Source organism: Pseudoalteromonas sp. SR43-3 (genome assembly GCF_014163875.1).
Lineage (GTDB): Bacteria > Pseudomonadota > Gammaproteobacteria > Enterobacterales > Alteromonadaceae > Pseudoalteromonas > Pseudoalteromonas distincta.
Genome location: NZ_JACJEC010000007.1, coordinates 1 through 20,671, shown reverse-complemented (window position 1 = coordinate 20,671; position 20,671 = coordinate 1). Strand labels below are relative to the sequence as shown.

The window sequence follows — 20,671 nt, the reverse complement described above, 5'->3', positions numbered from 1 at the left end:
TTTAATGTTTGTTATATTAGTTAAATGCGCCTGAATCGAGGTAGCTGCCAATCCCAAGTGTAAACATCCATAGCCCCCATAAGCTGTGTTCAATAACACACACGACCGTTGAGCGGCTTTGTGCGTAGGTATACGCAAACAGTAAACCGCCCAAAAAGGCTAAGGCTACTGCAATCCAATTTGCATACACTATATGCGCCAACGCAAATACACTCGCACTGACTATAATACGCACTGCTTTTTTTGGCATGATGCGTTTATAACGATGAAAAAAATACGTTCGGAATATTAATTCTTGAGGAATAACCGACAGTATTGGATACAGCACCAATAGTAAAAGCCAATCATTAAATGAGTTACGGGGAAGGGTAAACCAGTTGTCTTGATGAATAATCCCGTAAAACATGCCTGAGAACAGCGCACCTAAAAAAAAGAAGCTAAACACACGCCTTTTAACAGCAGAAAATTGCCCAAGGCTTGTGAGTCTAAACCGTTTAAAATGGGGATCGCCTAGTAGCAACATACAACACACACTCATAAGTATAATAAGCGCAGGGATAAGCCAGTTAGCTAAATGATCGCGTAATACAAAGCCCAACAAAGGCAGCAATACAAAAATGAGGGTAAATTCAAACCAGCGGTATTGATTGGCGTTCAAGGTCGTCTCAACTTGTTTTTTTTACAAACTAACAAGCAAAGACGACATTTTTATGACGATATTAGTTATCTATAAATTACTTTACTGGTTCTTCTTCATTAGGGAGGTATTTGTACAGGGCAATAATAGTGGCAAAAATACTCACAAAGGTAATGCCCATTAAACCAAATACTTTGAAGTTGACCCAAAAGTCGAGCGAAAAATTATACGCAATATAAATGTTCAACGCTGCGATGCCAGCAGTAATTACAACCCACATCAGGTTAAGCTTATCCCATAACGGTTCTGGGACTACAATGGCTTGCTTTGTATCATTAGCATTTTCGAGTATTGAGCTAAGCGCTTTTTTAACGAGATTTTTTTTAAGTACATAACGGCTAACAAGTAACGTTAAACTTAAACCTGCGTAAATCAGCGTTGCTTTCCATTTTATGTATTGCTCATCATGAAGTACCAGCGTTAACGTACCAAACACAGCAGCAATGCCGAAAAATATCCACTGACGAGTAGGCACAGAGCCATGTTTAAAGTAGCTATAAGCAACTTGAATAAGCGTAGTGGCCATCAATAAACCGGTAGCCCAATAAATATCGACTAGCTTAAAAACTGCAAAAAACAGTATGAGTGGGATGTATTCAATTAATGCGTGCATAGTCTACCTAAATTATACGAAAAAGAGTCAAAGGCTTTTTACCACATAAAGCTTAGCAACTACAAGGTTGACTTGTTGCCCTGTAACCCTTAGCCTGCGTGGCTTTATTGCCAATTTGGTTTGGTACTTTTTATATCATCATATTCCCACGCTTAACCAACACTGATTTGGCGTGTATTTAGGAGCCTAAAATGAATAAAGCAGAACTCGTTGCTGCCATTGCACACAAAAGTGAATTAACAAAAAAAGATTCTCAAGCAGCACTTTCAAGCTTGCAAAAAGTAATTACTAAGTCGCTTTCTGAGGGGGATCAGGTTCAAATTAATGGCTTTGGTACCTTTGCGCTAAGTTATTACCCAGCGCGTACTGGGCGTAACCCACAAACAGGGGCTGCAATTGAAATAGAAGGCGCAAATAAAGCGGTTTTTAAACCAGCTAAGGCGTTAAAAGATCTGCTTTAAATAGCATTACTTAGCTTGGTCGTTGATTGAGCTTTGCGTGGAGTTATTAAACATAAAATTATGGGCTTTGCCCATCACGCCAACAAGTTGTGCGTCTACAAAATAAACATAATGCCGAGCGTTAGTTGTAGGCGTTGAGCTTGCTCACGCGAGAAGCGAAGCTTCTGTATTTAAATCACCGAGTATCAAAGCCGTGTTTATATCTCCTCTATGTACATTATTCATAATCTCTAAATAATTTACATGGCATTATAAATCCTACTTAAATTAAATCCTTTATTTTCAATTGCTTGTTATCGGCACGCATCGTGCTTTTTTGATTGTGTATTTTAAATATACCTTTTAAGAAAATAAGGAGATCTCAATGAGTACATTACAAACAAGCACACGTTTACAAGGCAAAAAAATCGCAATTTTAGCCACTGATGGGTTTGAGCAAAGTGAGCTTTTATCTCCACGCAGCGCATTACTTGATGCTGGTGCGAACATCGAAATAGTATCAATTAAAGAAGGCCAAATTACTGGCTGGGATGAAGACAAGTGGGGCGATAAAGTAACAGTAGATAAACTAGTTACAAACGCGGATCCTGCTGATTACGACGCGCTTATGCTTCCTGGTGGTTTATTTAATCCAGATAGTTTACGCCAAGATAAAGATGCTAAAGCATTTATTGATGGATTTTTTGGTGCAGAAAAAAACAAACCCGTTGCTGCAATTTGCCACGCACCGTGGTTATTAGCTGAAATTAATAAATTGCGCGACCGTACTATTACTTCTTTTCCTAGTATTAAAAGCGATTTAATTAATGCAGGTGCTAATTGGGTCGACCAAGAAGTATGTGTAGATAAAGGTCTAGTAACAAGTCGAAGCCCAGCTGATTTAGAAGCATTTAATGCTAAATTTATTGAAGAGATTTTAGAGGGTAAACACCAAGCTCACTAATTTGCTTTTAAAAAACAAAAAAGGGCATTTAATTGCCCTTTTTTAATGCGTAAATTTACACTTTTTATAATGCGGTTGCGGCTTTCATTTCACTAACAAATGCTTTTAACTGCGTTGTCATTGCGTCTAAATCGTTAAGGTTAGCTTCAATAATTTTAACTACAGCAGAGCCTGAAATAGCACCTGCTGCGCCTGCATTAAGTGCCGCTTTTACATCATCTGGCGTTGAAATACCAAATCCTAAAAGAGCAGGAGCTGCATGGTATTCTTTTAATTTAGTAACAATATTACCCGCTGGCATTTGTGCTTTTGTATCGGTACCGGTAACACCTGCGCGCGATAGTAAATACGTATAACCACGACCGTAAGAGGCGCATTGGCGAAGTGTGTCGTCATCCGCATTAGGTGTGGCAATAAAAATTGGGTCTACACCGTTATCCATTGCTGACTTTCTAAATATTTTAGATTCATGCAGAGGCACGTCAGCCACTAAAATAGAGTCTACACCTACCGCTTTTGCATCTTTATAAAATGCTTCTATGCCGCGCTTAAAAACTAGGTTTGAGTAAAGCAATAATCCAATTGGAATATCGGCGTTATACTCGCGTATCTCTTTAATAACATCAAAGCAATCTTGCGTGTTAATGTGCACATCAAGTGCGCGAATATTAGCTTTTTGAATTACAGGGCCATCCGCAATCGGATCAGAAAACGGAATACCAAGCTCAAGTGCATCAGCGCCGCCGTCAATTAGGCTTTTTATAATCGCAACACTTTGCTCTTTACCTGGGTCGCCAATTGTTACAAATGGTACAAACGCACCTTGTTTTTTCTCGTTAAGCGCTGCAAACATTTTGCCGTAACGATCCGTTTTTACTTGGCTCATAGCTGACCTCTTTCAGATAGTACATTGTGAACGTGTGCTAAATCTTTATCGCCACGACCACTTAAATTAATAACTAAAACGCTTTCCTCGGTTTGCTCTTCTGCATACTTAAGTGCATAAGCAAGCGCATGGCTTGATTCAAGCGCCGGAATGATCCCTTCGTTTTTAGCAAGTGATTGAAACGCATCAAGCGCTTCTGTATCTGTGATACCCACGTATTGCGCTCGACCGGTTTCGTGTAAAAATGCGTGCTGAGGACCGACCGCAGGGTAATCAAGACCCGCTGATACAGAGTAAGACTCTTCAATTTGGCCATCGTCGTTTTGCATAATGTACGTGTAAGTACCGTGTAATATACCTTTAGTGCCCTTACAAATTGTTGCACCGTGCTCATTTGTATCAAGCCCTTTACCTGCAGGCTCAACACCAATTAATTTAACGCCTGGCTCGTCAATAAAGTCGGTGAACATACCAATTGCGTTTGAACCACCACCAACACAGGCAATAACAGCGTCAGGTAAACGACCTTCGGCTTTAAGTACTTGTTGTTTAGCTTCTTCACCAATAACTTTTTGATACTCACGTACAATTGTTGGGAATGGGTGAGGACCCGCAGCTGTACCTAGTAGGTAGTGCGCGTCTTGATAATTAGCTGACCAGTCACGCAGGGCTTCATTTACTGCATCTTTTAATGTTCCAGAACCCGCTGTTACCGGAATAACCTCTGCGCCCATTAACTTCATTCTAAATACGTTTGGTTGCTGACGTTCAACGTCTTTTGCGCCCATATAAATTCGACATTTTAAACCCAGTAATGCACATGCAAGCGCGGTTGCAACGCCGTGTTGGCCTGCGCCTGTTTCAGCAATTACTTGTTTTTTACCCATGCGCTTAGTAAGTAACGCTTGGCCAAGTACTTGGTTGGTTTTATGTGCGCCGCCGTGTAATAAGTCTTCACGCTTTAGATACAGTTTTACTTTTGGGTTTTTAACTAAATTGCGCGTTAAAGTAAGTGGGGTAGGACGACCCGCATACTCGTTTAATAATTTACTTAGCTCAGCCTGAAACTCAGGATCTTTTTGTGCTTTGTTAAATTCGTTTTCTAACTGCTTAAGCGCAGGGACAAGTAACTCGGGTACAAACATACCGCCAAACTCGCCAAAATAAGCTGGATTTTGCATTTTAACCTCAATAATTTCTGATGCTTGTAAAAGCATTATGTAATTTGTTAGGGCACTTTTTACCCGCAGATTCTTCAACGCCTGAGTTTAAATCAAGGCCTAAGGCACCTTTAAAAAGCGCATCTTTAATATTGTCTGGATTTAAGCCTCCAGCGAGCATAAACGGAGTGGTTGCATCATGAAGCACCGACCAATCAAATGCTTTACCTGTACCGCCAGCTTGTGTATCGCTGTGTGTATCGTAAAGGTGTCGGTCAACGCCATTTACAGGCGTTGGCAATGCATCTTTTATTGCTTGGGCTTTCCAAATCTCGCAGCCGGAAGGTAACTGTGTACGCAACTGAGCGATGTAATCGTCACTTTCTTGACCATGTAATTGAACTGCCGCCAATTTTAGCACACTTGCGTATTGAGCAACTTGATCAATTGGGGCATCTACAAACACACCCACAAAATTAAGCGGGGCACTTTGGCTAAGCTCTTTTGCGCAATCTAAATCAACATAGCGTGACGATTTAGGATGAAAAATTAAACCCCCGTAAATAGCACCGTTTTGATATGCCGCTTGTGCATCTTTGGTACGTGTTAAACCACATACTTTAGTGTCACCTAAAATAACACGGCGACATGCTTGCTCTAAATCACGCTCGCCCATAAGTGAGCTGCCAATTAAAAAACCATCGCATAATGGAGCTAAACGTTTTACGTCTTGATGGGTGTAAATACCCGATTCCGAAATAACCACTTTATCAGCCGGAATAAGTTTGCGTAGCTTTTCGGTAGTGGCTAAATCGGTGCTTAAATCGCGTAAATCACGGTTATTAATACCAATAATTTGTGCATCAAGCGCAAGTGCACGGTGTACTTCTTCTTCATTACTTACTTCGGTTAATACCGACATATTCAGAGAATCGGCAACTGCGTGCAGTGCTTTATAGCTTTCGTCATCGAGTACTGAAAGCATCAGTAATATAGCGTCACCGCCATAAATACGCGCCATATACACTTGGTACTCATCTATAAAAAAGTCTTTACAGATAAGCGGTTGTTCTACTTGGCTGCGCACAAATTCAAGATAGTCAAAACTGCCTTGAAAATATTTAGCATCAGTTAACACGCTCATGCAGGTAGCGTATTTTTTATAAACCGATGTGATTTCGGTTAAATCAAATGGCTCTCTAATTAGCCCTTTTGAAGGCGATGCTTTTTTACACTCTAAAATAAACTGTGTGCCTGGGGCGGCTAATGCTTTGTAAAAACTACGGCTTGTAGGCACTGCAAGGTGTTTAAAGCTTTCAAGCGGGCGTGCGGCTTTACGCTCAATTAGTTCTAATTTTTTATCAGCAACAATTTTGTCTAATACATTAGCCATTACTTACCTCAATAATTGCATTTAGTGTGTTCATGGCTTGCCCTGAACTTAATAATGTTTGTACTTGCTTTGCCCCTTCTTTTAACGTTTCTGCTTTACCTGTTAGGTATAAAAGGGCAGCTACGTTAACCACAATGGCAGCATTATGTGCATCTGTGCCTTTGCCTTGTAAGATTTCAAGGCTAGCATTTGCGTTGTATTGTGGGCCTTCACCAGCGAGTTGTTCAAGTGAATAGTTTGCAAGGTCAAAGTCGCTTGGGTTTAGTGTGTACTGTGTAAGCTCGCCATTATTCAGCTCAACTACCGTTGTTGGACCGTGTAGAGCTATTTCGTCAGTGCCCGAGCCGTGAACAATCATAGCGCGCTTTGTGCCAAGGGTTTTAAGTGTTTGTGCCATTGGCATACATAACGCTTCATTGTACACACCTAACAATTGCACATCAGGTGCTGCTGGGTTAGCAAGCGGGCCTAAAATATTAAAAATAGTGCGTGTTTTAAGCGCTGTACGCACGCCCATCGCATGGCGTACGCCACTGTGATAGTGCGGTGCAAACAAAAAGGTAAAATTGGTTTGCTCAAGGCATTTTGCTGCCTGCTCTGGGCTCATATCTATATTAATGCCCAACGCTTTTAGTAAGTCGGCAGAGCCTGAATTACTCGATACACTGCGATTACCATGTTTTACCATGTTGATGCCGGCAGCAGCGGCAACTATGGCTGCTGTTGTGCTTATATTAATTGTGTTTGAGCCATCGCCGCCAGTGCCACAGCTATCAGCAAGTTGTGTACTGCTGGTAGTAAAAGCAACAGCGTTTTCGCGCATTGAGGCTGCAGCACCTGCTATTTCATCGCTTACTTCGCCTTTAATTTTAAGGCTTATTAGTAGGGCGGTTAGCTCAATCTCGCTCATGTTACCTTGCATTATTTCATCAAACAGTGCTTTGGCGTCTGCGTAGCTTAATGATTGCCCTGTAATTAGTTGTTCAATAGCGTGTTGAACATTTATGGGTTGTTCTGGTTGTGTACTCATAATGTCCTCTATTATTTGGCACGTGTTAAGTAAGCGACACTTTGCTGAAGTAGCATTGCGCCGTTTGGCGTCAGTATTGATTCTGGATGAAATTGATAACCCAATGCGTTGTCATCATGATGATAAATAGCCATTGGGATATCTTCGTACTGGGCAATAACCTTTATATTATCAGGCACTTTTGTTGCCATTAATGAATGGTAACGTGCTACAGGCATTGTATTGCCCATACCATCAAATACAGGATGTTCGCCTAAATTAATAATTGAAGACTTACCATGTACGGTTTCACCCGCGTGACCGATTACTCCGCCATAGCTTTGTGTTAATGCTTGTTGGCCTAAACAAATGCCTAGCATTGGGAAGTGGCCTTTAGAGAGCTCAATAAGCTCCATTAAACAGCCTGCATCGCTTGGTGTTCCAGGGCCAGGCGAAAGTACTAATAGTACTTGGCCTTGCTCTTGGCGCATTTTATTAAAAATAACCTCAGCGCTAATGTTGTTTCTGTATACAACAAGTTCGCAGCCAAGCATCGTAAGCTCATCAACTAAGTTATATGTAAATGAGTCAAAGTTATCTAAAAAATAGATTTTAATAGGATTCGCTTTACTCATTTTATACCGCCTTATACGTAGATTTTATGGCGGTGATAACCGCTTGTGCTTTAGCGCGAGTTTCGTTTGCTTCTGAAATAGGATCTGAGTCAAACACTACACCTGCACCTGCTTGCACGTAGGCTATGTTATTTTTAACAAAAGCAGAGCGAATAACAATACAACTATCCATTGCGCCATCACCGGTTAAGTAACCTACAGCGCCGCCATAACTGCCACGGCGCTTACCTTCTGTTTGACGTACAAGCTCAGCAGCACGTACTTTTGGTGCACCAACAAGGGTGCCCATGTTCATACACGCTTGGTAAGCATGCAGTGCATCAAGTTCTGGTTTTAGTGTGCCAACAACGCGTGAAACTAAATGCATTACCTGTGAATAGCGGTCTACTTTTAATAACTCTTTGGCAAAACGAGTACCTGCAACACTAATGCGGGCTACGTCGTTACGGGCTAAATCGACAAGCATTAAATGCTCGGCGCGCTCTTTTTGATCGTTTCTTAGTTCCAGCTCAATGCGGCTGTCTAAGTCGGGGTTTATTTGCCCATTAGCAAATTTGCCACGTGGGCGAGTGCCAGCAATTGGGTAAACTTCTACTTGCTGATTACTTACGTCGTACTTAAGGGCCGACTCAGGAGACGCGCCAAATAATGCAAAGTCTTCATCGCGCATATAAAACATGTAAGGGCTTGGGTTTTGCTTTTTAAGCTGGCTATACGCATGTAAAGAATCAGGGCAAGGTAGTGAAAATGTACGCGACGGCACTACCTGAAAAATATCACCATCAACAATATTCTTTTTAAGCTTAACAACTTGCTCGCAATACGTTTCGTCGCTTATATCAACGCTTACTTCACATTTGCCACTTTGCATATCCGCACTAAATTCTGCAGCGTTATCGCAAAGCGTATTTAAGCGCTCAAGCTCTTTACCTACTTCAAAACAGTTAGCGTGTACGTCTGGGCCGTTAAATACATTACCAATGAGCTCAGTTGTTTGTTTTTGATGATCAATAACAACTAAGGTTTCGGCTAAGTAAAATACGTAATCTGGGCAGGTGTTTTCGCCATCAGGTACATCACTTAATTGCTCAAAGTTTGCCACCATATCGTAGGCAAACACACCGCCTAAAAATACCGAAAACGGATTTTCGGTAGTGCTTTGAATGCTGTTAATACAGGTACGAAGAGCGCTGAAGGCGTTATCGGCAACAAGCTTACTTGCTTCGTCTATATCGCTGCTGGTGTCTTGGTAGTTAAGTGTAAGCGTTGTGTCGTTTAATTGTGAATCACAGCTCTTAACATTTGCTTGTAAGTAGCTTAATAATTGCTTGCCGTTATTAGATTGTGCGCTAACAGTTACCGTTTTACCCTTACATACAATGCGCAGGGCGCTATCAACTAAAATTAAACTTTTTACACTGTCTTTAGAATCAATCTCAGCCGATTCAAGCAGTAGTGAGTTAGGCTTATCAAGTGCCGCGTATAATGCAAGAGGGCTACTAATATAGTCGCGTACTTGCGTAATGCTTGTTACTTCGCCTGGTGTGGTAGTTATATGACTAAAAATCAAACCTCATTCCCTCAAAAAATTAAACCCCGCAGTGCTTTTGCAATGCGGGGTTTGAATAACGATATCTAAATTACAAACAGATCATTACCGTCCCGCTATATCAGGCGCCACCACCAACGATGTGTAAGAGTAAGACCGTTATTCATGTTTTTCTGCCTCAAAATTTATTAAATATTTTTAACGTATATGTTTCGTAAAATTTAGTTATAAAAAAACCCGCATAGTTGCGGGTTTTGAATTTTTGCTAGACACGACAATTCATCACCCGAAAATTACGAGTGCCACCACCAAATAGTGTTTAAGTTTGAATTGATCATTATTGTTAATTCTTAATGTGTCTGAAAGTGGCTACAGTAAAACGTATCTTATGCTTTTGTGTCAAGTGTTTATTTAAAACAATTTAGTCAAAAAAGTTGTTATACTTACATAAACACCAGTAACCCTTAATTTTAAGCAGTTTTCTTTTGATAAAATACGATTTACATAGCCATACTACACATTCAGACGGGCGTTTAACGGTTGAAGAATTATTGCATCGCGCTGTTGATAAAAATATTGATGTGTTTGCTATTACCGATCATGACACTGTGGCGGCTATTAAGCCTGCTCAGCAATTTATTGAAGCAGAAAACTTACCGCTTTCATTAATAACGGGTACCGAAGTGTCTACCAAATGGGAAAGCTTCGAAATTCATATTGTAGGTTTAAATATTGATATTAATAATATTGACCTTACCTCTTTATTATCGGCTCAGCAGCAAAAGCGAGAAGAGCGTGCACTAGAAATTGGCGCACGCCTTGCAAAAAATGGTTTTGATGGCATTTACGAGCAAGCTAAAGAGCTGGCAAAAGACGCGCAAATTACGCGCGCACATTTTGCACGTGCCCTTATTGAGCGCGGTGTAGCTAAAAATTTCCCGGGTGTTTTTAAAAAGTACTTAGGGCGCGGCAAAACAGGCTATGTACCTAGTTGCTGGTGCACCATGCAAACCGCTGTAGAGGCAATACATGCTGCTGGTGGTGTTGCTGTACTTGCTCACCCAAGTAGCTATCAAATGTCAAACAAGTGGCTACGCAAATTATTAGTAGAATTTAAAAGTGTAGGAGGAGACGCAATGGAAGTTGCACAACCTCAACAGGCGCCAAGCGAACGTCAATTTTTAGGTGAACTCAGCCGTGAGTACGAACTACTTTGCTCGCAAGGGTCTGATTTTCATTTTCCGACAAGCTATTTAGAGCTTGGCAAAAATTTATACTTACCGAAAGACTGCCAAGGTGTATGGCAAGTTTGGGAAGGACAAGAAGGGGCATTAACATGAGTCAATTATTCCATATTCATCCTGATAACCCGCAACCAAGACTAATTAGTCAAGCCGTTGATATTATTAAACAAGGCGGTGTTGTTGTTTACCCAACAGATTCGGGCTATGCCATTGGCTGTAACATTGGTAATAAGCAAGCCAAAGAGCGCATAGAGCGTATTCGTGGTATTGAAAAAAACGATAATTTTACGCTAGTTTGCCGTGATTTATCGGAGCTATCTACTTATGCACGTGTAGATAACCAGCTATTTAGATTAATTAAAAATAATACGCCAGGGCCTTATACCTTTATTTTTAAAGGCACAAAAGAAGTCCCTAAGCGTTTATTAAACGACAAGAAAAAAACAATTGGTATGCGTGTAATTGAACACCCAATTGCTTGTGCGTTACTTGCCGAACTTGGCGAGCCATTAATGTCGTGTTCTTTAATTTTACCCGGGCAGCAGTTTACTGAATCTGATCCGGATGAAATATTAGAGCGATTAGATAAACACGTTGATTTAATTATTCACGGTGGCCATTTAGCCGAGCAAGCAACCACAGTAATCGACTTGTCGGAAGATGAAGTTAAAATATTGCGTGTTGGCTGTGGTGATACAAGCCCGTTTGAGTAATAACAAGTGAGCGAAAGTACTGCTGATACAAAAAGTAGTGAAAAGCCAGTGCAGCAGAAGCTGCCACTGGCTTTTTTGCATGGTAAAGCGGTTGTAGATAAACCAGAAGACTTATATATTCCGCCCGATGCGCTCGAAATAATATTAGAAACCTTTGAAGGCCCGCTCGATTTACTGCTTTATTTAATTAAAAAGCATAAGCTTGATGTGCTCGATCTTTCTATTTTTAGTATTACAGAGCAGTATGTAAGTTATGTTGAAATGATGACCGAGTTTCAACTCGAACTTGCCGGTGAATATTTAGTAATGGCTGCGTTACTTGCACAAATTAAGTCGCGCTTATTACTCCCTGTTCACGAAGAACTTGAAGAGGAAGAAGACCCTCGCGCTGAGCTTATTAAACGCCTGCAAGAATATGAGTTATTTAAAAAAGCCGCCGAAAACCTCGATTATATCCCCCGTGTTGGGCGTGATATTTTTATAGCGCATGCCGCTATGCCAATAAATGAAGACACAAGTCATAACCTCCCTGATATTGAACTGAAAGACTTAATGCTGGCGTTGAGTGATGTTATGGCGCGAGCAAAAACGTTTGAACATCATCAAATTACTGCTGAAGTACTCTCAACCCGAGAGAGAATGAGCCAAATATTACAACAGCTATCGAAAGCGAATTCAGCAGTGGTATTTAATGCGCTTTTTACGCCTGATGAAGGGCGTAGTGGTGTGGTGGTTAGTTTTATAGCCATGCTTGAGCTCATTAAAGAAGGACTTGTTACTTGTTTGCAAGTAAGCCCAGAGAGCTTAATTTATGTCAGCTTGAGCGAGCAATTCACCCTATAAACTTATCTGTTTAATCCTCAACTTTTAAAAACTGACTTTAATTATCAAAGTTCTGTGCGTATACGCACGTAAAGTGTTTGTAAATGTTATTTTCATTTACGGCTATGCACTATATTGTAACTTCATAGCATTATAGGACGTTACACATGTTTAAAAATACACCTTCATCTTACGGACTTGTCGCCATTATTTTACATTGGCTCATGGCGTTGACTATTTTTGGCCTGTTTGGTTTAGGTTTATATATGGTTGAGCTTACTTATTATGATAGCTGGTATAAAGGCTCGCTCGATTTACATAAAAGCATTGGTATTACACTTGTGGCCGTATTTTTATTTAGAACTTTATGGCGTGCTTTATCTACACAACCTAAACCATTAGGTGAAAGTAAAGGCATGAACCAATTAGCACATACTGCGCATATTGCTATGTATATTATTTTGGCAGTTATAGTTGTTGCAGGGTATTTAATATCAACCGCAGACGGACGTCCAATAGAAGTGTTTACCTTATTTAACGTATCAGCGCTTGATTTTGCATTTGATGACCAAGCCGATATTGCAGGAAAAGTACATTATTATGGCGCGTGCACATTAATCGGGTTTGCAGTATTGCATGCACTAGGGGCGTTAAAACATCACTTTATCGATAAAGATAAAACCTTAATCAGAATGATCAAACCATTAAAGGATGATTAAAATGAAAAAATTATTAGTAAGCACAGCCGTTTCGGCTGCAATGATGTTATCGGCAACAGCCGCTAATGCAGCTGATTATGTAATTGATACGAAAGGCGGGCACGCATCTGTTAACTTTAAAATTAAACACTTAGGTTACAGCTGGTTATATGGTCGTTTTAATACTTTTGACGGCACATTTAGTTACGATGCTAAAAATCCTGATGCATCAAAAATTATGGTAAATATTGACACCACAAGCCTTGATTCTAACCATGCAGAGCGTGATAAGCACCTACATGGTAAAGATTTTTTAAATGTGGATAAATACCCAAAAGCGACATTTAAAAGCACCAGCATTAAATTTGATGAAGATGGTGAAGAGGCCGACGTAACCGGCGAATTTACGCTGCATGGCGTAACTAAAACTATTACCTTTGAAATAGATAAAGTGGGTGAAGGTAAAGATCCGTGGGGTGGATACCGCGTAGGTTTTGAAGGCGAAACCAGCCTTAAACTTACAGATTATGGTATTGATTACAACTTAGGGCCTGCATCTACTCATGTTGATATTATTTTATCAATAGAAGGCGTTCGTAAGTAATACAGTTATTGAATATAAAAACGCCACTTACTGTGGCGTTTTTTTTGCTTAACAGAAACTCAAATTAAGCGACTTTGAATTTGTTTATTTTGTGCTATTAATACGTGACTTTAATAGAGGCCTTAAATCCTCAGGCAACCAGCGCATAAGTAAATCGTTATAAGCCTGCGTTTTTTTAATAACTTTAAGCTGCTCATTAAGAATAGCGATGTCTTTTGCGCCTTGCTCGTTTTTAGTACAACCAATAAAGCCATAACTGAGCGCTGGAGATTCGGTTAATGGACGCTGCGTTAAGTTTTCTTCAAAGTGCATTGATTTAGCTAAATAGTAATGCTCGCTTGGGTAACCCAGCAAAATATCAATTCGTTTTAGGTTAAGCATATATGTAAGGCTCGCTAGGCTATCGCGTGTGGGTCTAATTACTAAATCAATGTTGGGTGTACTGTTTATTAAAGTATCTATCTCTTGGCCGTAAGAGCGGCTCATAGAAACTCCAAGAGTTAGTTTTTTATCTTGTATTAAATTGAGTAGTGATACTTCTTTTGATTCCGCTATATTTAGCGCTTTGGCCAGCTTTTTATGCATTGCTATTGAAGGCGAGAGGCCCGTTGTTGAGCTTTCGTCTGTGAAATAAATATGCTCTTTTCTGTAATCATTTTTATAAAGCGATAACGCACAAACATTATTTGAAGTATTAGACAGCTCTTGAATTACTTTACCTGAGGGGATAAGCATGCGGTTAAAGGTAATATTAGGAAGTTGTTTTTCAAGTAAAGAAATTATGCTTTCGTCACGGCCTTGGTGTTGATATTGACCATTTAAAATATAATAGGGTGCAAAATCGTGCGCTAGCCAGTTTATGGTTCTAGCATTGCTTATTGAGCTCAGACAGAAAAAAAGTAAGAAAGTTAAAAATATACGGAGCATTACAACAGCTACCAGTAATTATTATTGTAAAACTATTGTAACCAATAAAGGGCTAAAAAGTAAAATGCCAGCAACAAGGCTGGCATAATATCTTATCAATAATTGCAATAATAGAATGGCAATTAAAGTTATATGTTGCTTAGTTAGCTTTTAGCCACTTAACAAACTGGCGTGCATCACTCGCTTTTTGAAATAATGCATTTTTTAAACCTTGTGTATCACTGAAGATTACACGATGTTTGTTTACTGAAATTGATTGCACTGGATGTGCTATTTGGATCATAGACCCGTTATATTTATAAGACATAATAAAACTCACTTTATTCTTGTTATTTATTCTGCGCTATATTTGTATAGCAAATTGCAGTCAATAAATTAACGATGTTGTGTTTAGCTTCATTACAGTGTTGACGATCTTTATGACACTTTTGCGATGATAGTAAAAAATCATCTCGGTATTATTCAAGGGGTTCTCGCCGTACAATAACTTAGCTTTCAAATATACGTTTTGCGGGGCTTACTGGATCAGGGTAAATGGTTAACCGCGGCGGTTTCTTTAAACCAGAGAGGGAAGGTAACTTATATATAAATTGTGTGCAAGCTATTTATTATAAAAATATTTATAATAAATCTTATCAACTGCTTACAAAGCCCATTTTTAGTTACCAAAGGATAAGTATGAATTACCTAATAGTGAGTGATATTTATGGTTTAACCCCTGCTTTAAGTAAGTTATCACAGGCAATTAGTTCAAATTTAGTGATTGTTGACCCATACAATAACAAGATTCAAGCTATTGAAAGTGAACAAGATAGTTATAATAATTTTATACAGCAGTGTGGCCATGACAAATACACGGACAAACTTCTAGAATGCTTTGAGAGTTTAAAAGTGCCGACCACATGTATTGCGTTTAGCGCAGGGGCAAGTGCAGCATGGCGGGCACAGTTATTAACAGGCAATACACACCTTAAAAAGTTAATTGGCTTTTATCCGTCGCAAATTCGTAATCATTTAGCGTTAGATGCAAATGTACCCTGTGAATTCATATTCCCAGAAAGTGAGAGTCACTTTAATGTTGATGAAGTTATTAAAGCTTTAAGCACCAAAGCGGGTGTTAAGTGCCATAAAACCAATTTTTTGCATGGTTTTATGAACGAGTACTCAACCAATTTTAATGCGCAAGGGCTGGTTGAATATAGTAGCTATATAAAACAGAGCAGCCGTTAAAGCGTGTTTAGCTGCTTTTTATTAATATCAGGAAAATCAGTACGGGTATTATATTTTGCATACAGCGTTGTAAAAATGCTGCTGCCGGATAACTTATCTAACTCTTTTATAAAGGTTTTAGCACTAGAACGAGCGGGTCTACAGCATGTTTGATACTGTTTTATTATACCCGCGACAGATAAACCTTGTTTTTGTAGCTTAAGGTCGGCCTGTGCAAAAAAAGCCGCACCCGTCCAATAAACACGTTGCTGGGCGCGTTGTTTCCACATATCGGCAGAGAGCTTATTAAGTGGCTGTGTTTTAGTTTTGGTTTGCAGGCGGGCACGATCAAATCCTGCATTTAAACGTTGTACAAACTGTGGCTGGGTGATTATACCGCTGTCACGCATTATTACGTTTTGCATATAACTGGCAAAACCCTCGCTTAGCCAAAAACCGGAGTAGGGAAGTAGCGGCAAATATAAATGCGAAAGTTCATGGTATAGCGTCCAATCTTTAGTGAATGCATTTAAACTGGCGTAGCGATCTATATGTAGTTCAATCCCATCGGGGTTATTGCGCTTAACTGTAGCCCAAGGTACAGGCTCAAAAGCAAAGTATTGCGGTTTTAAATAAATAGGCAAAGTGGTTTGCTTTAAAGGCCCCAGTGTATTTTGTGTTTTTTCAACACTTTGATTAACCCATGTAGACACCGTATTTTGAGCATTACTTGAGAGCGAGCTAAGGTTATGTATGACTACTTCAGCGGCTAATACATTAAAAGAGCTGATTGATAGTAGCAGTACAAAAAAGTATTTCATTAAAATGCTCCACTGTAATTTAATAACTGGTACGCCAGGCTTAATATACAAGACCAACTAAATGGATAAATAATCACGCCTAATTCTTTATTTTTTAAAATGATAGTAACTATAAAAGTACAAATACAGACACCTCTAGCTAAGCATGGTTTAATCAATTAATCGTTATTTTAAGTTAGGTTTTAGCCATGACGTATCAGCATATTCAAGTTCCTGAGCACGGCCAAAATATCACTATTGATGCACAAGGACATTGGCAAATACCGTTAGAACCTATCATTGCTTTTATTGATGGCGATGGCGTGGGGCTGGATGTTATGCCGGTGATGCGCCACGTTGTTGATAGTGCAATTGAGCATTGTTATAAAAGTGCACGGAAAATTCATTGGATGCAAGTTTATAATGGCGAGCAGGCCGCAAAGCTGTATGACGGTGACTGGTTTCCACAAGAAACAATTAACGCGGTACGTGCCTGCAAAATTGCCATAAAAGGGCCGTTAACCACACCACTGGGTGGTGGCTTTAGATCGCTTAATGTTGCACTCAGGCAAGAAATGGATTTGTTTGTAAATATGCGAACTATAAAAGGCTTTAGCGCACTTCCTTCTCCTTTAAAAAATCCTTTTTTAACAAACATAACAGTGCTTCGTGATAGCAGCGAAGACGTGTACTCAGGTATTGAGTGGCAAGCAGGGAGTGTAGAAAGCGAAAAAATGCTCGATTTTTTATGTGAGGAAATGGGCGTAACCCGCTTAAGGTTTTCACAAGAATGCGGTATTGGTATTAAAAATATATCTAAAGAAGGCTCTGAGCGACTAATGCGCTTTGCCATTAACTATGCACTTAAAAACGATAGTGAATCATTAACGCTAGTGCATAAAGGCAATGTACTTAAATTTACCGATGGGGCATTTAAGCGTTGGGGGTATGCACTTGCACAAAGCGAATTTAATGCCACTGCACATGAAAATGGGCGTTGGCTGCAAATAGAGCGAGTAAATCAAGCACCTCTAATTATTAAAGAAGTTATAGCCGACAACATGCTGCAGCAATGTTTAATGCACCCAGAGCAATTTGATGTAGTGGTGACGACTAATCAAAATGGTGACTTTTTAGCGGATATGCTGAGCGCACAAGTTGGCGGTGTTGGCATAATGCCTGCTGCAAATTTAAATAACGATGTCGCATTTTTTGAGCCTACACACGGCACGTTTGAACGTATAGCAGGGCAAAATAAAGCAAACCCCAGCAGTAGTATTTTAAGTGCGGTGTTAATGCTTAAATTTATGGGATGGGACGAGGCCGCATTACTAATAGAAAATGCGTTAGAGCAAACATTTAAAAGCGGTGAAGTAACCTTTGATTTAGCGCAAGAGCAGAGCGATAACTCAAGTATTCATAACTCGACAACCTTAACTTGTACTGGCTTTGCAAAGAAGGTTATCGAGCACTTTTAAACACATTCATTATTAAGCTGCTGAGGCAGTTTTTACTCTGTGCATGCAAGGGCGGTTGGTTAACTGCGCTGCACGATGGTAAATCTCATGTGCTTGAGGTTCATCGCACTGCGTACCACTAAGCGTATCCATTAACGCAACAACAATAATTGCAGGAACCTGGCAGCAATATTCGTCTAAAACGGCTTCTGTCGTTTGTGCATCAACATGGCAAAGTGGGTGGTTTTTAAGTTGGTATGCGTTTAGCAATGTATCCACTTCTAATACATCATTTGGTTGGTGCTTTGTTTTACGGCATTTACAACCAAACTCATCAACTAAAGTAGCTAATGCTTGGTAAGTTTCAGTGGTGTTAGTTTTTACGCATAACTGCTCTTCAATAAACTGATGTAAGTTAGCATCAATAAATAACCCGTCTTGTTGTGTGAAGCTTGATGTTGTCATAATTATTACTCTTAGTTTGTTGGCTTAACTTCACTCTAGCGCTAAGTGTATTATTAATGAAATTGTTGTTTTCAATAACTGACATTGATTTCATCAATAGTAAGTTTTAAAACTAAATAAAAAATAGAAAACATACCTAAATTATACTAATTAATTTGGTGCAGAGCGGTAAAAACGTGCACAAAACTGGAACAAGGGGATTAGTTGATGAGTTAAGGTGGATGCTTAGTTAATTGTTTTTATTGAATTTTAATTGTTTTATGAAGTTGGTACTAAGCTTGCTAATCTTACACTGTAGGTAGACTCCTATATCGACGATTTCCAAAAGCGCCATGGTATTTTCCCAAAGTTGAATACCACGGCGCTTTTTTATTTTCTCGTGTATTTTATTTAGCCGTAACAATAGTAATATTAAATTTTAATAAAGTAGGGAATAGCCACTAAAATAGCGCCTACAATCAACAGCATGCTAACACTGCTCATAAAATACGGAAATACCAATAGCGACAAACCAATACAAAGCGGTACTACGGCTTTTTTTCTTCGCCCGTAAGTAAGGTAGCCAATACCTATGCCTCCAAACAAAACACTCAACGCAATTATTGATGCACTATCCATTTGTAAATTACCTATTTTGAAATACTGATTTAAATTACGACCGACATAGCCAGCTTTTCAATACCATGTGAAGGGATCCATCTTTTAAATTCCACGAAGCCATGCTTTTTATATAAATTTATTGCAGGAGTATTAGCAACCGCAGTCTCCACTATTGCATGAGAAAAATCATCCATCGCTAAAACATAACTTATTAGCTTACTTGCGATACCTTTTTTAAAATGACTAGGATCAACGGTTAAACTACAAATATCTAAACACTCGTTGTTTGTATCTACTTCAATAACGGCTGCTAAACATTCATTTTCGCTGTAGCCATAAAAGGTTGTTTCTGATTTTTTTATACCTCTAATATTACGCGCTAAAGGAGGAAAGTTATGCGCGCCGATCAGTTTAGCCTCTATAGCATAGGACTTTTGAAAGACAGCAAAAATTATATTTGCAATATCGTTATTCTTATTATTAAGTTTGTTTATCATTATATTCTTCTAATGAAAGTAAAGCTTGGACAGTATGCGCGATAGTAAAATACCTGGTGCTTGATGTGATGAAAATAATAATTTATCTATCTGCAATCGTTTTAGCAAACGCTAATAACTCACGCCTTAACCATTGGTGCGCTGGCGCATGGTGTAGCAGTGGGCTCCATATCATTTTTACTTCAATAGGCACTATTTGGAATGGCACCGGGCTGATTACCAAATCAGTATGAGAGGTTAATAATTTAGCTTGCCTGCGCGGTAGGGTGGCAATAAGTTGCTCTGATTGGCAAAGCAGACTTGCGACCATGTAGTGGCGAGTAAAAACACGTATTTTACGGGTTTGTTCTAGTTGCCAAAGCGCTTCATCTACCCAGCCTAATTTTTGCTTTCCTGATTTATTAGTAACAGCGGCTTCAGGCCCCCAGCCGGCACGATTTACCCAAATATGCTCTTTTTTTAAGTAGTCGTCTAACCCTGATTGTTGTAAAAATGTATTTTTAGGATGGGTTAAACAACAGTAATTATCGCGCCAAACACTGGCTTGATGAAACGAGCGTGGCAGGCCATTAAAGCGGTTTATTGCTAAATCTATAGTGCCTTTTTCCATGTCTTGCAGGTTTATGTCGCTTGGACTTAATACATCAAAATTAATACCGGGATTTTTACTAAGCTGCGCAGTTATAAAAGGGGCTATTAAGGTCGACTCTATGTAGTCATTTGCCATTATTCTAAAGGTAACTTCAGCGGTTGCAGGGTTAAATTGCTCACTAGGCTGCGTAATAGCTTCGGCCATTTTTAAGAGCGCCTCAACTTCAGGCTTTAACGCAAGTGCCTTTGCCGTTGGCGTCATAGAGCCTGCGGCACGCACAAGTAGCGGGTCGTCAAATAAATCGCGCAAACGTTTTAATGCGTTACTCATAGCCGGTTGCGTAAGCGCGAGTTTATTTGCAGCTTTCGACACACTTTTTTCATCTATTAACACATTTAAATAAACGAGAAGGTTAAGATCGACATTTCTTATATTCATATGGGCGTGTTGGCCTTTCAGGGTTGAAATTTGTTCAATCTAGGGGCGATTTAATCGCGGCGCGAGGTTTGCCACCTAGTGGGCTAAGTAAAAATCGAGCAACAAAGAGTTAATCGTCCCTAGAAAGAACCCTATGGGCTGACGAATCCCCAAAACGTGACAGGCACAGCAATTTATGATCTTATGTAAATCACCACAACCCACATAAGTCACAACTGCTATGCCTGAGACATCAGTTTGCCATAAGTACTTTAAACAT

At 39.6% G+C, this 20,671-nt stretch carries 24 protein-coding genes; 9 read left to right on the top strand and 15 right to left on the bottom strand.

What is annotated here, in order from left to right:
- Nucleotides 1–16 precede the first annotated feature (16 nt).
- Both H5088_RS10480 and H5088_RS10475 read right to left on the bottom strand, forming a co-directional pair.
- Nucleotides 17–658, bottom strand: coding sequence for a CPBP family intramembrane glutamic endopeptidase (locus H5088_RS10480; protein ID WP_182752817.1), 642 nt, complete (start codon nt 656–658; stop codon nt 17–19).
- Nucleotides 659–734: 76 nt separating this feature from the next.
- Nucleotides 735–1,310, bottom strand: a complete 576-nt coding sequence (locus tag H5088_RS10475; protein WP_024599345.1) for an inner membrane-spanning protein YciB — start codon at nt 1,308–1,310, stop codon at nt 735–737.
- 191 nt (nt 1,311–1,501) lie between these two features.
- Between H5088_RS10475 and H5088_RS10470 the strand changes: the two genes are divergently transcribed.
- Both H5088_RS10470 and H5088_RS10465 read left to right on the top strand, forming a co-directional pair.
- Nucleotides 1,502–1,771 carry an HU family DNA-binding protein gene (locus H5088_RS10470; protein ID WP_007375441.1) on the top strand — a complete coding sequence of 90 codons (270 nt, stop codon included), beginning with the start codon at nt 1,502–1,504 and terminating at the stop codon, nt 1,769–1,771.
- Nucleotides 1,772–2,135: 364 nt separating this feature from the next.
- On the top strand, nt 2,136–2,714 hold the full coding sequence (locus H5088_RS10465) for a type 1 glutamine amidotransferase domain-containing protein (RefSeq protein ID WP_007582489.1): 579 nt from the start codon (nt 2,136–2,138) through the stop codon (nt 2,712–2,714).
- A gap of 64 nt (nt 2,715–2,778) precedes the next feature.
- On the opposite strand, the gene trpA is transcribed toward H5088_RS10465, so the two are convergent.
- The 6 genes from trpA to H5088_RS10435 are packed head-to-tail and all read right to left on the bottom strand — an operon-like array spanning nt 2,779 to nt 9,367.
- A complete protein-coding gene (gene trpA, locus H5088_RS10460; protein WP_024595006.1) occupies nt 2,779–3,600 on the bottom strand; it encodes a tryptophan synthase subunit alpha in 822 nt (273 codons plus the stop codon).
- Nucleotides 3,597–4,781, bottom strand: a complete 1,185-nt coding sequence (gene trpB, locus H5088_RS10455; protein WP_002961582.1) for a tryptophan synthase subunit beta — start codon at nt 4,779–4,781, stop codon at nt 3,597–3,599. The genes trpA and trpB overlap by 4 nt, the downstream gene beginning before the upstream one ends.
- Nucleotides 4,782–4,788: 7 nt before the next feature.
- A complete protein-coding gene (gene trpCF, locus H5088_RS10450; RefSeq protein WP_182752816.1) occupies nt 4,789–6,153 on the bottom strand; it encodes a bifunctional indole-3-glycerol-phosphate synthase TrpC/phosphoribosylanthranilate isomerase TrpF in 1,365 nt (454 codons plus the stop codon).
- Nucleotides 6,146–7,183 (bottom strand): anthranilate phosphoribosyltransferase, encoded by a 1,038-nt coding sequence (gene trpD / locus H5088_RS10445; RefSeq protein WP_154903287.1) that lies wholly within the window; start codon nt 7,181–7,183, stop codon nt 6,146–6,148. The genes trpCF and trpD overlap by 8 nt, the downstream gene beginning before the upstream one ends.
- Before the next feature lie 11 nt (nt 7,184–7,194).
- A complete protein-coding gene (locus H5088_RS10440; RefSeq protein ID WP_149592564.1) occupies nt 7,195–7,797 on the bottom strand; it encodes an aminodeoxychorismate/anthranilate synthase component II in 603 nt (200 codons plus the stop codon).
- A gap of 1 nt (nt 7,798) precedes the next feature.
- Nucleotides 7,799–9,367 carry an anthranilate synthase component 1 gene (locus H5088_RS10435; protein WP_182752815.1) on the bottom strand — a complete coding sequence of 523 codons (1,569 nt, stop codon included), beginning with the start codon at nt 9,365–9,367 and terminating at the stop codon, nt 7,799–7,801.
- 464 nt (nt 9,368–9,831) lie between these two features.
- On the opposite strand from H5088_RS10435, the gene H5088_RS10430 reads away from it, so the two are divergent.
- The 5 genes from H5088_RS10430 (at nt 9,832) to H5088_RS10410 (ending at nt 13,427) form a co-directional block, all read left to right on the top strand.
- Nucleotides 9,832–10,686, top strand: coding sequence for an RNase RNM (locus H5088_RS10430; protein ID WP_002961577.1), 855 nt, complete (start codon nt 9,832–9,834; stop codon nt 10,684–10,686).
- Nucleotides 10,683–11,303 (top strand): L-threonylcarbamoyladenylate synthase, encoded by a 621-nt coding sequence (locus tag H5088_RS10425; RefSeq protein WP_002961576.1) that lies wholly within the window; start codon nt 10,683–10,685, stop codon nt 11,301–11,303. The genes H5088_RS10430 and H5088_RS10425 overlap by 4 nt, the downstream gene beginning before the upstream one ends.
- Before the next feature lie 6 nt (nt 11,304–11,309).
- Entirely contained in the window at nt 11,310–12,146 is an 837-nt protein-coding gene (locus tag H5088_RS10420) for a ScpA family protein (protein ID WP_182752814.1), read from the top strand.
- Between the two features lie 146 nt (nt 12,147–12,292).
- Complete coding sequence (locus H5088_RS10415) at nt 12,293–12,844, top strand: cytochrome b (protein ID WP_182733213.1); 552 nt, start codon at nt 12,293–12,295, stop codon at nt 12,842–12,844.
- 1 nt (nt 12,845) lies between these two features.
- Complete coding sequence (locus tag H5088_RS10410) at nt 12,846–13,427, top strand: YceI family protein (RefSeq protein WP_039489966.1); 582 nt, start codon at nt 12,846–12,848, stop codon at nt 13,425–13,427.
- A gap of 84 nt (nt 13,428–13,511) precedes the next feature.
- On the opposite strand, the gene H5088_RS10405 is transcribed toward H5088_RS10410, so the two are convergent.
- Both H5088_RS10405 and H5088_RS10400 read right to left on the bottom strand, forming a co-directional pair.
- Nucleotides 13,512–14,354: a transporter substrate-binding domain-containing protein gene (locus tag H5088_RS10405; RefSeq protein ID WP_154903278.1), complete on the bottom strand. Its 843-nt coding sequence runs from the start codon at nt 14,352–14,354 to the stop codon at nt 13,512–13,514.
- A gap of 139 nt (nt 14,355–14,493) precedes the next feature.
- The gene (locus H5088_RS10400; protein ID WP_002961566.1) at nt 14,494–14,661 is read right to left on the bottom strand and encodes a hypothetical protein; all 168 of its coding nucleotides are present in this window, start codon (nt 14,659–14,661) and stop codon (nt 14,494–14,496) included.
- A 371-nt stretch (nt 14,662–15,032) separates the two neighbouring features.
- Between H5088_RS10400 and H5088_RS10395 the strand changes: the two genes are divergently transcribed.
- The gene (locus H5088_RS10395; protein WP_182752813.1) at nt 15,033–15,584 is read left to right on the top strand and encodes a hypothetical protein; all 552 of its coding nucleotides are present in this window, start codon (nt 15,033–15,035) and stop codon (nt 15,582–15,584) included.
- Here H5088_RS10395 and H5088_RS10390 read toward each other — a convergent pair.
- Nucleotides 15,581–16,384: a hypothetical protein gene (locus H5088_RS10390; protein WP_039490175.1), complete on the bottom strand. Its 804-nt coding sequence runs from the start codon at nt 16,382–16,384 to the stop codon at nt 15,581–15,583. The genes H5088_RS10395 and H5088_RS10390 overlap by 4 nt on opposite strands.
- Before the next feature lie 188 nt (nt 16,385–16,572).
- On the opposite strand from H5088_RS10390, the gene icd reads away from it, so the two are divergent.
- On the top strand, nt 16,573–17,841 hold the full coding sequence (gene icd, locus H5088_RS10385; protein WP_138488944.1) for an NADP-dependent isocitrate dehydrogenase: 1,269 nt from the start codon (nt 16,573–16,575) through the stop codon (nt 17,839–17,841).
- Between the two features lie 12 nt (nt 17,842–17,853).
- Here the strand turns inward: icd and H5088_RS10380 are convergent, their stop codons facing one another.
- The 4 genes from H5088_RS10380 to H5088_RS10365 form a co-directional block, all read right to left on the bottom strand.
- Nucleotides 17,854–18,285, bottom strand: a complete 432-nt coding sequence (locus tag H5088_RS10380; protein ID WP_154903273.1) for a hypothetical protein — start codon at nt 18,283–18,285, stop codon at nt 17,854–17,856.
- Between the two features lie 411 nt (nt 18,286–18,696).
- On the bottom strand, nt 18,697–18,903 hold the full coding sequence (locus H5088_RS10375) for a hypothetical protein (protein ID WP_182752812.1): 207 nt from the start codon (nt 18,901–18,903) through the stop codon (nt 18,697–18,699).
- A 29-nt stretch (nt 18,904–18,932) separates the two neighbouring features.
- Entirely contained in the window at nt 18,933–19,382 is a 450-nt protein-coding gene (locus H5088_RS10370) for an N-acetyltransferase (RefSeq protein WP_182752811.1), read from the bottom strand.
- A gap of 82 nt (nt 19,383–19,464) precedes the next feature.
- Nucleotides 19,465–20,412 carry a LysR family transcriptional regulator gene (locus H5088_RS10365; protein WP_182711345.1) on the bottom strand — a complete coding sequence of 316 codons (948 nt, stop codon included), beginning with the start codon at nt 20,410–20,412 and terminating at the stop codon, nt 19,465–19,467.
- Nucleotides 20,413–20,671 lie beyond the last annotated feature (259 nt).

Excerpts from the sequence above, each read along its gene's own strand:
- H5088_RS10475 (WP_024599345.1), bottom strand. The coding sequence starts at position 1,310 with ATGCACGCATTAATTGAATACATCCCACTCATACTGTTTTTTGCAGTT.
- H5088_RS10470 (WP_007375441.1), top strand. The coding sequence starts at position 1,502 with ATGAATAAAGCAGAACTCGTTGCTGCCATTGCACACAAAAGTGAATTA.
- H5088_RS10465 (WP_007582489.1), top strand. The coding sequence starts at position 2,136 with ATGAGTACATTACAAACAAGCACACGTTTACAAGGCAAAAAAATCGCA.
- trpA (WP_024595006.1), bottom strand. The coding sequence starts at position 3,600 with ATGAGCCAAGTAAAAACGGATCGTTACGGCAAAATGTTTGCAGCGCTT.
- trpB (WP_002961582.1), bottom strand. The coding sequence starts at position 4,781 with ATGCAAAATCCAGCTTATTTTGGCGAGTTTGGCGGTATGTTTGTACCC.
- trpCF (WP_182752816.1), bottom strand. The coding sequence starts at position 6,153 with ATGGCTAATGTATTAGACAAAATTGTTGCTGATAAAAAATTAGAACTA.
- trpD (WP_154903287.1), bottom strand. The coding sequence starts at position 7,183 with ATGAGTACACAACCAGAACAACCCATAAATGTTCAACACGCTATTGAA.
- H5088_RS10440 (WP_149592564.1), bottom strand. The coding sequence starts at position 7,797 with ATGAGTAAAGCGAATCCTATTAAAATCTATTTTTTAGATAACTTTGAC.
- H5088_RS10425 (WP_002961576.1), top strand. The coding sequence starts at position 10,683 with ATGAGTCAATTATTCCATATTCATCCTGATAACCCGCAACCAAGACTA.
- H5088_RS10415 (WP_182733213.1), top strand. The coding sequence starts at position 12,293 with ATGTTTAAAAATACACCTTCATCTTACGGACTTGTCGCCATTATTTTA.
- H5088_RS10410 (WP_039489966.1), top strand. The coding sequence starts at position 12,846 with ATGAAAAAATTATTAGTAAGCACAGCCGTTTCGGCTGCAATGATGTTA.
- H5088_RS10405 (WP_154903278.1), bottom strand. The coding sequence starts at position 14,354 with ATGCTCCGTATATTTTTAACTTTCTTACTTTTTTTCTGTCTGAGCTCA.
- H5088_RS10400 (WP_002961566.1), bottom strand. The coding sequence starts at position 14,661 with ATGTCTTATAAATATAACGGGTCTATGATCCAAATAGCACATCCAGTG.
- H5088_RS10395 (WP_182752813.1), top strand. The coding sequence starts at position 15,033 with ATGAATTACCTAATAGTGAGTGATATTTATGGTTTAACCCCTGCTTTA.
- H5088_RS10390 (WP_039490175.1), bottom strand. The coding sequence starts at position 16,384 with ATGAAATACTTTTTTGTACTGCTACTATCAATCAGCTCTTTTAATGTA.
- icd (WP_138488944.1), top strand. The coding sequence starts at position 16,573 with ATGACGTATCAGCATATTCAAGTTCCTGAGCACGGCCAAAATATCACT.
- H5088_RS10380 (WP_154903273.1), bottom strand. The coding sequence starts at position 18,285 with ATGACAACATCAAGCTTCACACAACAAGACGGGTTATTTATTGATGCT.
- H5088_RS10375 (WP_182752812.1), bottom strand. The coding sequence starts at position 18,903 with ATGGATAGTGCATCAATAATTGCGTTGAGTGTTTTGTTTGGAGGCATA.
- H5088_RS10370 (WP_182752811.1), bottom strand. The coding sequence starts at position 19,382 with ATGATAAACAAACTTAATAATAAGAATAACGATATTGCAAATATAATT.
- H5088_RS10365 (WP_182711345.1), bottom strand. The coding sequence starts at position 20,412 with ATGAATATAAGAAATGTCGATCTTAACCTTCTCGTTTATTTAAATGTG.